Origin of the sequence: Marinobacter sp. (assembly GCF_052094685.1) — a bacterium.
In the GTDB taxonomy this organism is placed as follows: Bacteria; Pseudomonadota; Gammaproteobacteria; order Pseudomonadales; family Oleiphilaceae; genus Marinobacter.
The window spans coordinates 35,802-48,628 of the sequence record NZ_JBQDKB010000017.1 but is presented as its reverse complement, the minus strand read 5'-3'; the positions used below and the strand labels follow the sequence as shown (position 1 = coordinate 48,628).

The 12,827-nt window shown below is 53.3% G+C and carries 12 protein-coding genes, 1 tRNA gene and 1 pseudogene; 8 read left to right on the top strand and 6 right to left on the bottom strand.

The window, feature by feature from the left end; genetic code table 11:
* A pseudogene (locus ACTH3S_RS05845) lies at positions 1-189 on the bottom strand (glucan biosynthesis protein G); the annotation flags it as partial.
* Between the two features lie 88 nt (positions 190-277).
* Positions 278-1,432 (bottom strand): ShlB/FhaC/HecB family hemolysin secretion/activation protein, encoded by a 1,155-nt coding sequence (locus ACTH3S_RS05840; RefSeq protein WP_441808089.1) that lies wholly within the window; start codon positions 1,430-1,432, stop codon positions 278-280.
* Positions 1,433-1,779: 347 nt separating this feature from the next.
* On the opposite strand from ACTH3S_RS05840, the gene galU reads away from it, so the two are divergent.
* On the top strand, positions 1,780-2,619 hold the full coding sequence (gene galU / locus ACTH3S_RS05835) for a UTP--glucose-1-phosphate uridylyltransferase GalU (protein ID WP_441808088.1): 840 nt from the start codon (positions 1,780-1,782) through the stop codon (positions 2,617-2,619).
* A gap of 38 nt (positions 2,620-2,657) precedes the next feature.
* Positions 2,658-3,536, top strand: coding sequence for a RibD family protein (locus ACTH3S_RS05830; protein ID WP_441808087.1), 879 nt, complete (start codon positions 2,658-2,660; stop codon positions 3,534-3,536).
* Here the strand turns inward: ACTH3S_RS05830 and ACTH3S_RS05825 are convergent.
* From ACTH3S_RS05825 to ACTH3S_RS05810, 4 genes are read right to left on the bottom strand one after another with little or no spacing between them, the layout of a single operon-like run.
* The gene (locus tag ACTH3S_RS05825; protein WP_441808086.1) at positions 3,511-4,464 is read right to left on the bottom strand and encodes a lysylphosphatidylglycerol synthase transmembrane domain-containing protein; all 954 of its coding nucleotides are present in this window, start codon (positions 4,462-4,464) and stop codon (positions 3,511-3,513) included. The genes ACTH3S_RS05830 and ACTH3S_RS05825 overlap by 26 nt on opposite strands.
* Complete coding sequence (locus ACTH3S_RS05820) at positions 4,461-6,455, bottom strand: glycosyltransferase family 4 protein (RefSeq protein ID WP_441808085.1); 1,995 nt, start codon at positions 6,453-6,455, stop codon at positions 4,461-4,463. Before ACTH3S_RS05820 ends, ACTH3S_RS05825 begins: the two co-directional genes overlap by 4 nt.
* Positions 6,442-6,840, bottom strand: a complete 399-nt coding sequence (locus ACTH3S_RS05815) for a 6-pyruvoyl trahydropterin synthase family protein (RefSeq protein WP_441808084.1) — start codon at positions 6,838-6,840, stop codon at positions 6,442-6,444. Before ACTH3S_RS05815 ends, ACTH3S_RS05820 begins: the two co-directional genes overlap by 14 nt.
* A gap of 10 nt (positions 6,841-6,850) precedes the next feature.
* A complete protein-coding gene (locus tag ACTH3S_RS05810; RefSeq protein WP_441808083.1) occupies positions 6,851-7,858 on the bottom strand; it encodes a zinc-dependent alcohol dehydrogenase in 1,008 nt (335 codons plus the stop codon).
* A gap of 131 nt (positions 7,859-7,989) precedes the next feature.
* Here ACTH3S_RS05810 and ACTH3S_RS05805 point away from each other — a divergent pair, with 131 nt between their 5' ends.
* The 6 genes from ACTH3S_RS05805 to ACTH3S_RS05780 all read left to right on the top strand — a co-directional run bounded on the left by ACTH3S_RS05805 (position 7,990) and on the right by ACTH3S_RS05780 (position 12,789).
* A complete protein-coding gene (locus tag ACTH3S_RS05805; RefSeq protein ID WP_441808082.1) occupies positions 7,990-8,733 on the top strand; it encodes a CDP-alcohol phosphatidyltransferase family protein in 744 nt (247 codons plus the stop codon).
* Entirely contained in the window at positions 8,720-9,337 is a 618-nt protein-coding gene (locus tag ACTH3S_RS05800; RefSeq protein ID WP_441808081.1) for a YceI family protein, read from the top strand. The genes ACTH3S_RS05805 and ACTH3S_RS05800 overlap by 14 nt, the downstream gene beginning before the upstream one ends.
* Before the next feature lie 23 nt (positions 9,338-9,360).
* The gene (locus tag ACTH3S_RS05795) at positions 9,361-10,434 is read left to right on the top strand and encodes a hypothetical protein (protein WP_441808080.1); all 1,074 of its coding nucleotides are present in this window, start codon (positions 9,361-9,363) and stop codon (positions 10,432-10,434) included.
* A 36-nt stretch (positions 10,435-10,470) separates the two neighbouring features.
* Positions 10,471-11,559 (top strand): hypothetical protein, encoded by a 1,089-nt coding sequence (locus tag ACTH3S_RS05790; protein ID WP_441808079.1) that lies wholly within the window; start codon positions 10,471-10,473, stop codon positions 11,557-11,559.
* A gap of 148 nt (positions 11,560-11,707) precedes the next feature.
* Positions 11,708-12,658: a DMT family transporter gene (locus tag ACTH3S_RS05785; RefSeq protein ID WP_441808078.1), complete on the top strand. Its 951-nt coding sequence runs from the start codon at positions 11,708-11,710 to the stop codon at positions 12,656-12,658.
* Positions 12,659-12,712: 54 nt separating this feature from the next.
* Positions 12,713-12,789 (top strand) — tRNA-Val (locus ACTH3S_RS05780).
* Positions 12,790-12,827 lie beyond the last annotated feature (38 nt).

Here is a 12,827-nt window from a genome sequence, read left to right as displayed (position 1 = left end):
CGACTGATAATCTGAGTAACTGAGGTTTTTTAGGAAGTCAGGCGCCTGTGCCGGTCTCTGGTATTTTTCACCGGCCAGAGCTTTAGCTTTTTCAGACACATCTTTGAAGCCGAACGCCTGAGAGTAGCCGGAAAGCGCCATCAGAATAATGAAGGAACAAAAAAACACGGGCAGCCGTGACCCAGTCATAACGAAACTCCTTGTAAACCTAACTACACATGAGACAACGGCAAGCGGGCATGCCTCAAGTGACATCTTGGTAAGGGGGAGCCTGCGATCAGATGCCGACGGTAATCGAAAAGGAAAGATCGGGATGGGTGGGCATAAGAAGCGCGGTGTTAGAAGCGTTGAGCATCTGCCCTACGCTCATGTCCGCACGGAAGTCCCTAGAATAGAGCTGAAGAGAAATTTCGCCCGTGCTGGTGCTACCAAATCGGTCAGACTGGGCCGCCGAATATGGCGCCCAGCCCTGGAGCAAAGAAAATGTAATAGAGGAGTTTAATTCAGATGCAAATGGCCAATGATAACCTGGGCTACGCGCCTTCATCCGCAGCCAGCCACCTTCAGCGACACGCACAGATTGGCCGTTAAAACCGCGAATCAAGCTAGATCCGGCAATGGCTAGATGCTCGGAGGATGGCAAATCCCCTGGGGCAAACTGATACCGCCCGTTAAGCCCGAGGTTCCAGCTAAGCACTTCCCGACTTAAAGAGGCGGCGACAGCCAGCTTGTGGAAGCCGTCTGCATCACTGCTGTAGCCAGACGTACTGAAAACCTCTTCAGAATCCAGCCCGCTAATGGCGGTTAGCGACGTGCTGGCATAGAACCCGCCAATCAACTCCCGCGAAGCCGTGCCTTCAAGCCCAAAGCTTGAAAGCCGGTGAGCAGAATCCTCAACCCATACCGCGTCTTCAAACGCACTACTGGTGCCGCTGGTGTGGGAAAACACGCTGTCTACTTCCATGCCCTTCCACGACCAAAGAGAGCGGTTGCCCGTTATTTTAAGGCTTCGGCGTTCGCCACGGGTGTCGTAACGCTGTCCTGAGCTACTCACCGCGCCGGAGTAGTCCCTGTTTTCGAGATCAACCCGAATGTCATTGCCCGCTAAGGGAAAAGAGTAACGAAGAGCAAGCCTGGTCGATTCTGCACTGCCCTCACGGGCAGCAGAGTCGCTGAAGTCGAGGCCAAGCACATGGTGCGCCCAGATCAGATTATTGCTGGTTAAATTGATTCGGCCATCTGCTTTATCGTTGGTTTGGCTGGAATTGCCGGAAAACTCAACATGGGAGGCTACATACCGGGTAACCGATTGAAGAAGATCAGCAGGATACAACTCCCCAAAAGGGAACCCGGCCGAAGAGCGCCCGCTGTTCGCTGAAGCTTGGCCGGCAACCATGCAAATAATCAGAGCTGCGAGCAGAATGCGTCCCACAGAAATCCTCATTGGGGGTGAACGATTAAGAATTACAATGCTTTAAAAAAACAACGGGGTGATTCTAGGAAAACATGACTTCAGAATCTAGTAGTAATTGCCAAAAATTACAAATTTAACATACCAAAAAACAGTATGTTATAGCGACATTCACACCTAAAACATTAGATTTTGCGGGCATCTTGCTCGAATTGGCCTAGCCAAGCTGCTGGTTACAAAACGTAATGAATCCAACCCGCCCTCTCCATTTGGACGGATAACTTGGTAAACTCGCCACAATCTATGGAAACTGCCGGCCTAATCTAACCGCTGACCGGCTACGAATCCCGACTATAAGGACGAACGCGATGATCAAAAAATGCCTGTTCCCAGTTGCCGGTTACGGCACCCGATTCCTGCCAGCTACAAAAGCGATGCCGAAGGAAATTCTACCCGTGGTTAATAAGCCATTGGTGCAATACGGTGTTGAAGAAGCAGCCGAAGCAGGCATTCATGAGTTTGGCTTTGTGACGGGGCGCGGCAAGCGGGCAATTGAAGATCATTTTGACATCAGCTACGAGCTTGAACACCAGATTGCAGGATCCGGCAAAGAAGGTCTACTGACCTCCATTCGAGATCTGATTGACCACAATACCTTCGCATTTACCCGCCAGGTTGAGATGAAGGGGCTTGGCCACGCCATTCTGAGCGGTCGCAACCTGATTGGTGACAACCCGTTTGCTGTCGTGCTTGCAGACGACTTTTGTGTTGGGCCGGGCGAAGGCCAAGACGGTGTTATGGCGCAAATGGTTAAGCTTTATAACCAGTTCCGCTGCTCCATTGTCGCCATTGAAGAAGTGCCAGCGGATGAAACGCACAAGTATGGCGTTATTGCTGGTGAGTCTATGAAAGACGGTCTGTACCGCATCACCGATATGGTTGAAAAACCTGCGCCAGAAGACGCCCCAAGCAATATGGCGATCATTGGCCGTTATATTCTTACTCCAGACATTTTCGAGATTCTTGAGCGTACCCCGGCGGGCAAAAATGGCGAGATTCAGATTACCGATGCACTGCTGGAACAAGCCAAGAACGGTTGCGTGCTCGCATACCAATTTAAAGGCCAGCGTTTCGATTGCGGCAGTATCGACGGTTTTGTAGAAGCCACCAACTACGTGTACGAAAACATCTACAAAAAGCAGAAATAAACGGCCCGCTCGGGCAATCTCAGTTACGCAAGGATCCCATGACCTCTCACGCTCTGGATATTGAATCCGCTTGGAGACTGATCTTGCTAGCGGAAAACCGCAAGGGCCTGAGGCTAGCACAGCCGGGATCTAAAGAGCCGGCCTTTGAACTGGATAGCAGCGGAGAATGGCGCCTGCTGCTGCCAGCCACAGAGGAAGCCAAGGCGTTACTGAACGTTTTCTTACCCTTATGCCGACCACTTTCTGCGGGAGCGCAGCTGCACGTTATCGGTCAACTTGGGCAGAGCCTGGATGGTCGTATCGCAACAGTTACCGGGCATTCCCGATTTATTAACGGTGCAGATGGAATTATTCATCTGCACCGCATTCGCGCGCTTTCAGATGCCGTGGTTGTTGGTGCTGGCACGGCGACAATCGATAATCCTCAACTGACTGTACGCCGCACCAGCGGTGCAAATCCCGTAAGAGTTGTTATCGACCGCAACCGCAGAGTGCCTGAAAGCCACCACCTGTTTACTGATGGAGCAGCACCTACACTGCGATTGGTGGCGGGCGACTATACACGTGGGAAGTCTGGCAGCTATAGGCAAAGTTCTGTGACGGAGATCCCCTGCTTGGGCAATGGAACGGATCCGGTAGACCCAAAACTCGTGCTTGAGGTTCTTGCGGATCTTGGCCTTAAAAAAATCTTTGTCGAAGGCGGGGGCATGACGGTCTCATCGTTCCTGCAAGCCGGCTTGCTTGACCGTCTCCATGTGATGGTCGCACCCATGATTATCGGTAGCGGCAGACCGGCATTTTCTCTACCAGAAATTGATTTTCTGGATAACGCACTCAGGCCCGCGTCTCAATTTGTGAATCTGGGCACCGACATGTTGTTTGATTTGGACTTCAGGGCCGCCTCGCCGGCAAATTGAATAGAAACAGCACGCCCGGCAAACTTGAGACAAATATCAAAGCGCCATACGCCACACTCAAAGCCACCCCCTGCTCGGCTGGCAAACCCACCATGGGCCACAAAATAACCGCTGCACCTTCACGGACTCCCCACCCAGAAACGGTAACCGGTATCACCATGCTGAGCAGAAGAAGGCTGCATAGCGCCGCGATAACAACCGCTGAAGACAGATCATTCAGGTAACCTGCACCGCTTGCCAGCACAAGAAACACCGCCAGATAGCTTGTCACCACAAACAAAGAGGTCAGCACCTGCACCGGAAAAGCGGGCCAGGACAGCAAGGCCCGGGTTAGGTCCCCGCGCAGCGTGCCAAAATAAGCGGACACCCGACTACTCTTCTGTGTGAGAAACCACCCCAGCAAAGCCAGAACGACCACGGCTGCTAGCAGCCAAGAAAGAGGGCTCGGAAAATCAGCGCCGGTGACGTCAGTACCATTAATTCTGCCTGTGATAGACAGCCACGTAAGGCCACCTACAACCACCGCCGCCTGCACTACTTGCCCGGACAAACGCTCGATAGCAACACCGTGGGCAGCTGCTGCCCGGTTGTCAGTGTCAGCACCATGACGAAGTGCCCGGTTGACATCACCTAGCACACCGCCAGGCAAAACCTGGTTGGTAAAGGTTGCCAGGTAATACTCACGTACAGCCTGCATATAGGGTATAGGAAGGCCTAGAAGGCCGGCAGTATAACGCCACCGCCAGGCCGACAAAAACACCTGACCAATACCTAACACAAGCCCAATCGCCAACGCAGATGGCGGAACGCGGGCAACTTCGCGAATCAGTGTTTTGCCATCCACAAGCAACAATACCGCACCTATGATCAGAGCCGTCAGCAGCCATTTCAATGCGATGCGAATACCTGTGTTGCTGAGCAAGTTCATATGGATCGTTTGGGTGTTTTTTCTACAGGGTTCCCGGGCGGCAAACCAAGCACATCCTGATGATACACAGTAATTTCCAGCTCGCTGATAGCTAGCTGCCGCTTTCTGGTCGCAAACCAGGCGTCTAGCCGATCACTGGCACCATCAGCACCCCGGCTTCGTTGTTTTGCCGCGGCTACCCAGCCCTCCATGAGCATCGTCGCCAGTTTTGTGTCCTCACTGTTGAGCTGCCAGGGACTTTGGGCAACCTGAACCTTGTACCCCTCGATGGTCAGTTTATCCGCAAGTACAGCGGCGGCATCTGGCCCAAGCGCGGCACCTGCGCCCTTATCGCTATGCTGATGCTGATTTACCAATTCTAGAAGCAAAGAATCATCTTTATGGGCGGGCGAAAGCGTAAAGCGGCCTGTGTAGCTCAGCACGACCAGGATGGCCGCCTGCTTTAAAATCACTTCGGCCACAAGCGCCGCCAGCCAGGATTCAGAGACCAGGTCAATGAGCGCCGAGGCTGTCACAATAGCGGTGTCACGAGGAAGCAATCCGTGAAAATCTTCCGGCATTAAGCGTCGCTGCCATGTTTCAACGGATAGTTTCCGTGGGTGGGCCCGCTGGGCGGCTTCAACCAGCAGGTTCTCGTCTTGGTCAACTAGCATCCATTTCTGCGGCATAGATAGCACAGGAGCAAGATAGACGACGTTTGAGCCACGACCCGTGCCGATATCAAAGATTCTAATCAGGCCGCTCTTTACGTTCTCCACTGCCCACCGCTGCAACCGTTGGCTCAGCGCCACGGAGCGGGCACGGTGATCTGCGACCTCACGAGCCTGCAGCCACTCCTCCGGAAAATAAGTGTCTCGATGGCATTGGTCGAAATATCCAAGGCCCTGCAAAAAGAGTCGTGCCGTATCTGACCAGTTCTTTAGATTGCCGGACTCGCGCGCAGCAAGTACACCGGCACGTTCCAAAGCGGTGGGATCACTCAGCCATGCTCTTAGGCTCGTTTGCAGAGCATCGGTATCCCCTGCCCTGTACAACACCACGCCTGGCCTGTTCCCGGTATGTTTCAAGGCGCCGCCATCGGATGAAATAATGGGCAGCCTTGCCGCCAAGGCTTCATCAATCACCATGCCGTAGCCTTCATACAGCGACGGCAGCACAAATAGATCCGCTTCTCGGTAAAGACCGGCGAGCTGCTGCTCCGCAACCTCTCCTACGAGATCAATCCGATCGACCAGGCCTGATTCGTAAACCTGCCGCCGTATGCCATTCGCGTATACCGGATCACGCTCGCACGAGCCGGCCAGGGTGCAGTGCCATTCCAGATTCTTCAGGCCGGCAAGAGCGTCTATCAGTTGGTGTTGCGCCTTACGTGGTGAAAGGTGCGCGACACAAAGCACGTTTACCGCCTTACCGGCCTGGGCTTTATGCGCCTTGCCAGAAGGCTCAGTATTTCCCGGCAACGCGTGACCAGCCGGGCTTTCCACTCCGGGTTCGGCCGTTCGAATGCGCCCAGCGGGAACGCCGTAGTCAGCCAGCCGGGAGGCGGTAAATTCGCTTGTGGTGAAAACGTCCCGAACGATTTGCAATGCCTTTTTTTCGCGCTCAAAGAACCAATCCCGCTCGCTCTGGCTTAGCCCGGTTTCATCCGCCAGCGGGTGATGAACAAGAGCCACAAGGTGCAAACGTTGGGCATGCTTTAGGAGGATGTCAGGCATTGCGCTCATCGCAAGCCCGTCCAGAATTACCCAGGAGCCTTCAGCAAACTGAGAGAGCAGGCTATCCATCCCATGTGTTGCGACTGAGTCAGGCTTTGGAAACCGGCCCGGCAAGCCCGTTACCTCGGCGGTCGTGCCAGCTCGATTCAGCGCTTCGACCAATTTCCGTACGTAGCGATAGCCACCTGTGTTCTGACCCGGATCCCCTGGCACTACAAAGTTCAGGACCGTAAAATTCAGACCCGTGAAGTGCGGGGCCGTGTCAGATGTCGGCATGGTAACTGGCCCAGGCAATGTGCGACTCAGCCAGAGTTACCTTCAACGCACAAATGGCTTTTGCCGTCTCGCCCAATCGCCCTTCCTGAATGGCAGTGGCCATGCGGTCGAACACTTTTTTTGCCATGAATTCAGTGGTGGTGTTTCTACCTCGCACATCTTCGATGTCATCGAGATTTTTCATGTTGAATTCACTCAACACTTGCTTGAGAACCTCAGACGCCAAACCGATATCAATGATCAGATCATCACTATCAAGTTTGTTACGCTCGAATGTCACGTCGACCACATAGGTGGCGCCGTGGGTTCTTTGTGCTGGGCCGAAGATCTCACCGTTAAAGCTATGGGCAATCATCATGTGATCGCGGACAGTTAAACTAAACATAACAAGCTCCTCAGTATTTTATGCGATGGCAAAGCGTATCACTGCCGTTTGCCAGAATCCGGCTCATGGTTTCGGGCATCTGCTCAAACACGGTCTCTCCGGTAATCAGTTGATCCAATACATCGTGTTGCAGTAACTCAAGCGCTAGTTCAAGGCGCTTGCGATAGGTCCATCGGGGTTGGCGGGCCGGTGGAATCTGGCCAACTTGGCTGGATCGCAGCGTAAGCCTGCGGGAGTGAAACCCGCGCCCAAGAGGTATCGAAACCGGTGTGTCTCCATACCAGCTCATTTCAAGCAGGGTTGCGTCCTGCCCAACCAGGCTAAGCGCAGCTTCCAGGCCCGACTCATGACCGCTGGCGTGGATAACCAAATCGTGATCATCGGCCGAAGACCCGGTTGCAAACATAAGTCCCAGAGCCTCTGCAACTATTGCCCGGGCAGGATTTGTATCAATCGCGGTAACCTGTGTTCCCGGAATACGGCTGGCGAGCCAACTAACAAGGAGACCTACCACACCGAGGCCAACTACCGCTATGCGATCACCTACAGCAGGCATGGCATCCCAAAGGCCATTGATAGCGGTTTCCATATTCGCTGCCAGAATGGCCCGCTCCGGCGGAACGCCAGGGGGAATGGGCGTCACCGCGCTGGCCGGTACTGAGTAGCGCTCTTGATGAGGAAAAAGGCAAAACACCATCTTACCGATGAGTTCACCCGGCCCCTCAAGCACCCGCCCAACATTGGCATACCCGTATTTCACCGGCCATGGAAACACCCCTTCTTGAAATGGGGCCCGCATACGATCGAATTCGCTTTCCGGAACCCGACCGTTGAATACCAGAGATTCCGTACCACGGCTTACACCAGACCATAGCGTTTGCACAACCACCCAGGGCTCGCATACATCCGCTTGGTCAGCGGCTATAGGTGCTTCTAGAATACAACCTTCCCTAGGCCCGGTTATCCAGAATGCCCGGGAGATGGATTGTTCTGATGAATAGCTGAAACCGGAACTCATCTTGCACTCCTCTGAAAAATTTCCGTGTCGTATGCTATAACGTGTTCTAGAAACTATACTGATTAATATTTGCTCGGCACCGATTGACGCCTGACGGCTGTTTATTGAACCCTACACGCTGGAGCTAAGTTATGGTTTTTGAAAGGCAGCTAAAACCTTTCATAATACCGCCTTGGGCTGATTTGCTCTGGGGGGCGGCATTAAGCTCATTGTGGTTGGTTGCTGCTGCAAAACTGTACTCATCTTCCTTGCCGATGTTTTTCATCGCAACCCTGCTTTATGGTTTCATCTGTATTGCCGTAGTTACGCGCTGGCCCCGAGATAAAGATTTTGGCTGGGCAAATCGAGTAACCCTTTTCCGGAGTAGTCTGATTGTTGCTCTGGTAGCCAGTGCTCCATTTATCTCTGCCCCTCCCTCAGCGACCTACGCACTCTGGATTTACGCCATTGGTGCTCTCACTGCGCTGGTTTTCGACGGTCTGGATGGCAAGCTTGCCCGGGCAACCAATTCAGCCAGTGCTTTCGGCGCCCGTTTCGATATGGAAATGGATGCGCTGTTGATTCTGGGTTTATGCTTAGCCGTCACAGCGAGTGGCAAAGCCGGTGCTTGGGTTCTCGCACTCGGCCTTATGCGCTACTTTTTTGTCGTTGCTACGTCTGTGCTGGGCTGGCTGAACCGTCCATTGCCAGACAGTTTCCGGCGCAAGACCATCTGCGTCTGGCAAATAGTTACCTTGATGGTCGCTATCCTGCCACCTGTCCCGCCCAAGTTCGCCAGCCTCACACTGGCAACCGCCCTGTTGTTACTCGCCTGGTCGTTTATGACGGACGTGTACTGGCTATACGAAAGGAGATTTCATCATGCAACGGTCTAAATCCTTTTTTCTGACACCGGCTTTTCTTGCTTGTTTCTCACTGGCACCTTTTGTAAACATCGCAAATGCCGCTCCCGCCAACTATGAGTTGGATGATGAACATTTCTCGATGGTCTTCGAAATCATGCACGTCGGCTACGCCCCGGTCATGGGAATGTTCCGGAAGGTCGAAGGCGAATTCGTGTACGACGACGAAACCCAGGAATTGATATCCGGCGAGCTCACTTTCAAAAGTGAAAATGTATTCACCAATCACGAAAAACGCGATGACCATGTCACTGGCAAAGATTTTTTGAACAGCAGGAAGTATCCAGACATCACATTCACGGTAACCGGCTTCGAGCCGACAGGGGAATCTACCGGGCTAGTTACCGGGGATTTGAACATGCTTGGGCAAACAAAACCGGTCGAGCTGGACGTTACCCTGAACAAGGCTGCCGAATACCCCATTGGCCATGAGGAATACACTCTCGGTATCAGCGCTAAAGCAACACTCAAGCGCAGCGAGTGGGGCATGACCTATGGACTCGACCCTGCCTTGTTGGGGGATGAGGTAAAACTGAAGTTTGGCTTTGAGGCGATAAAAGATTCTGGCTGGTTTTGAGTGGTGTTGCGAGGGATGGATAAATGCTTGGAAAGGTGCTCGTAGTCAGTATAACTGCGGCCTCCATTGTGGTCGGCACTGGGTATCTGTTGTCAGAAGACAACGGCTTCGATTTTAGCTGGAACACAACAACTGTGGAAAATGAAAGCCAGTACACATCCGGCCAGCAAAGCTTCCCGCCTGAACGCCCTCAAGCAGCTGCGAGCTTTCAGAAAAAACCGCCCTCGAATAACCCGATTGGGTTCATGCTGACCAAAGTAGCAGACCAATACGCTCAGTCCGCTCGTTATCCACCCTGGTCAGTGCCGTTAACCCAAGCCCAAGCCGAGGGATACCACGGCAATCGCTACGAGCCTGTGGCACTGCCCCTGGAAAACGGCGGTCAGTTTACCGTTACACTCGATAAGTTCCGTTTTACCAGAGGTGAGGACATCCTTGTTGTCGCCGCGCTTCAGGGCCCTCAAGTGATGGGATCTTCGCTTCAGGCGACCCTTGAGCGCACCGAATCCAGGGATTCCATCGGAAGCACAACACTGGAGCAGGATAACCAGACAGGCTACTACCAAGGCACCCTGACCACCGATGAAGAGCCCGGAGAATACCGGCTTATCGTGGAAGCAACCGTTGATGGAAAGCCCGTTCGGCACGCCTCCAGCCTTACCATCGAACCCTATCTTGGCGACTTTGAAGGGCTTGAAGATACCTATCTGAGTAACAACAACCTGGTTATTCCCGTCAGTTTCTCGCCGCAGGAATCCGGTTTCTATGCGTTATCTGCCCAGCTGTATAACGGGCAGCAACCTGTAGCTCAGCTACAGGCTGAGAGGCGGCTCGACCGCACATCAGACACCCTCTCGCTAAAAGCTCATGGAACGGTGCTTGCCAACAAATCATTCAACGGAACCTTCCAGCTGCGCAACTTACAGATACGGCAGTTGCCTGCCCGGCCCGGTGACCACACCCATTATGCGTTCGGACCGGATGACGGGTACGACTTTGAGCCGCCAAACCTTGATGATCTTGATGACACACCGGCGGCGAATCCCGAATCAGAACAGCGTGCAGCCCTGCTAAAACAACTGGCTAACAAGTTCTGAGGTACCACAACAATAACCAAGCAAAACGGAGCAATCATGACAACAACAAAAAACCGAAATGCCTGTAAAATTGCCCTGGCCACAGCGCTCGCCACCAGCATGACGGCCGGAACCGCCCAAGCACAGCTAGCCGGGCACAACGTTATATTGGTTCACGGGTTCCAGCAGGAGGATCTTGCAACTCCACCCGCCAATCTGCAGGCAATCAAAGACGCTGGTGAGGATTATTGGCAGACATTCTGGTTATCCCGCTCAGAAGCCCGTATTGACTGGCCAAGCGATGGCAGGGTTGAGGGCACCATTGCGCAACGTGCCTACGAGCAGATCCGTGAAATCAGTCAACAGGGACTGTGTGATGACTTTTGCCTCGTCGTTTCGCACTCGGCCGGTGACTTGGTCACACGCTATTTGTTGGAAAATCAGGCTCGTTGGTTGCAGAACGAAGGCTTACCACCACTGAAGATTCTTGCATCCATTGATTACTCTGGCGCCGGCGGCGGAACTGAACTGGCAAACTTGGCTATGTCCCTCGCGTACAACCCAACCTGGTATAACTGGGGTCTACGCGCCGCCGTTCAGGTCTTCACAGGCATAGAGCCAAAGCCGAGCAAGTTGGGCGTAGTGAACGACCTGCAAACAAACGCGGCCAGAAACCTGGCCCTGAGCCCCAACTCTATTCCTCGGCTTCGGTTCGTGGCAGGTGGCTCATCCTACGGCGGTATCACCAAACCATTTATCTCTGGTAAAGACGATGGCGTTGTACCCACCCACTCTGCCTGCGGAGCCACGTCTGCTCAGGGTATTGATTCATGCTCCAGCAATCTCAGCCTCGCTGGCAAAGTGACCAGCCAGAATGGCCCTGCTGACCTGTACTACAACCACTACCCTGTGTTGATGAACAAGGGCGCAAGCCACAGCGGTGTGCTGGGATCGGAAACCGGTAACATCTCGGTGCCGGTCGTCAACAATACAACCCTGAACGGCCTGCAGGTCGACTTTGCCAGCCGAAGCTACAGCCAGCGACCTTGGTGGAAACTTTGGGGCTCCGGGGATCAGTATATTGAAGTGCCTGGGTCTGCCCAGACCGACATGTCCACCCTTGTGTACACCACGTTTAACAACTAAGGCGGCATGACCTCTTTATGAGGAATCTTGCAAAGAGGTGTGTATCAAAATTTATCGGCTCATGGATGAGCCGTCTTCCTTTTTTAGTTCGCTAACTATACATTGTGTGGCTACTGCCATTTTCTTACCTCTGGTAAAGCCCTAGCCAATGTCTGACGCTCACAAATCTGATCTTCTATTAGTCATCGTAACTTTGCTTGCAGCCATAAGCTGGATATTCTCAAAAGAAGCTGTGTTACTCATGCCACCCTTGCTATTCATGGCGCTGCGGTTTTTGATAGCGGGCGGGTTTTTAGCGATAGTTGCATGGCGGCCACTGGCACGCCTGAGCGCAGATCAGCTCAAGCGCGGGGTAGGTGTTGGATTAGTATTCGGCGTTGCTATGAGCTTTTGGGTTATGGGCTTGTTTCATATCACGAGCATGGGCGAAGGCGCCTTTATCACCAGCCTTGGCGTGGTGATTGTTCCGGTTATCGCTCGCATCATTTTCAAAGAGGTGCAGCCAGCAAGTACCTGGTTTGCCATACCGGTGGCCGTAGCCGGGTTAGCCTTGCTCTCCCTTCGTAATGGCTTTCAGCCAGAGGTTGGCCAGATATTTTTCGTAATGGCTGCAACAATTTTCGCCCTGTTTTTCACCCTAAACACCCGTGCGGCTAACCAGCGAACGGTGATTAACCGCCAGGGTAAAACGATCGAAAAACATCGAATTCCTGCCCTACCTCTAACAACCACAGCACTGCTTACAGTTGGGCTGGTTACATTGGCTGAATCGCTAGTTCTGGAGCCCTGGCAACCAACATTTGGCAATCCTCCACCGCTGTTAATCTGGTGGGTACTCGCCAGCGCCATCGTGGGCACCGCTGGACGCTTCCTGGTGCAAACCTACGCCCAAAGTCTGTCCAGCCACAGCCATGGGGCCGTGATTCTGGTGCTTGAGCCGGTTTGGGTATCTTTGTTTGCAGCCGGGTGGTTCGGCGAAACAATGACCCCCATGCAGCTGGCCGGCTGCGGGCTTATTTTCGCCGCATTGATCGTTAACCGCTGGGGCGCACTGAGCAAAGCCATTAAAGCCTCACTGAGAAAAAGAGAAACCGGATAAAAGAGGTTGACCAAAAACACGGGAGTCAGTATATTTCGCCCCGTTGCAGAACGCAGGACCATAGCTCAGTTGGTTAGAGCGCTGCCTTGACATGGCAGAGGTCGGCAGTTCAAATCTGCCTGGTCCTACCACTTCTGCAAAAAAGTCAGCAGCTTGCGCCCTACGCAAG

Coding starts and splice junctions, on each gene's coding strand:
- ACTH3S_RS05800 (WP_441808081.1), top strand. CDS start 8,720: ATGCAACGGTCTAAATCCTTTTTTCTGACACCGGCTTTTCTTGCTTGT.
- ACTH3S_RS05810 (WP_441808083.1), bottom strand. CDS start 7,858: ATGAGTTCCGGTTTCAGCTATTCATCAGAACAATCCATCTCCCGGGCA.
- ACTH3S_RS05805 (WP_441808082.1), top strand. CDS start 7,990: ATGGTTTTTGAAAGGCAGCTAAAACCTTTCATAATACCGCCTTGGGCT.
- ACTH3S_RS05790 (WP_441808079.1), top strand. CDS start 10,471: ATGACAACAACAAAAAACCGAAATGCCTGTAAAATTGCCCTGGCCACA.
- ACTH3S_RS05820 (WP_441808085.1), bottom strand. CDS start 6,455: ATGCCGACATCTGACACGGCCCCGCACTTCACGGGTCTGAATTTTACG.
- ACTH3S_RS05785 (WP_441808078.1), top strand. CDS start 11,708: ATGTCTGACGCTCACAAATCTGATCTTCTATTAGTCATCGTAACTTTG.
- ACTH3S_RS05830 (WP_441808087.1), top strand. CDS start 2,658: ATGACCTCTCACGCTCTGGATATTGAATCCGCTTGGAGACTGATCTTG.
- ACTH3S_RS05815 (WP_441808084.1), bottom strand. CDS start 6,840: ATGTTTAGTTTAACTGTCCGCGATCACATGATGATTGCCCATAGCTTT.
- ACTH3S_RS05795 (WP_441808080.1), top strand. CDS start 9,361: ATGCTTGGAAAGGTGCTCGTAGTCAGTATAACTGCGGCCTCCATTGTG.
- galU (WP_441808088.1), top strand. CDS start 1,780: ATGATCAAAAAATGCCTGTTCCCAGTTGCCGGTTACGGCACCCGATTC.
- ACTH3S_RS05825 (WP_441808086.1), bottom strand. CDS start 4,464: ATGAACTTGCTCAGCAACACAGGTATTCGCATCGCATTGAAATGGCTG.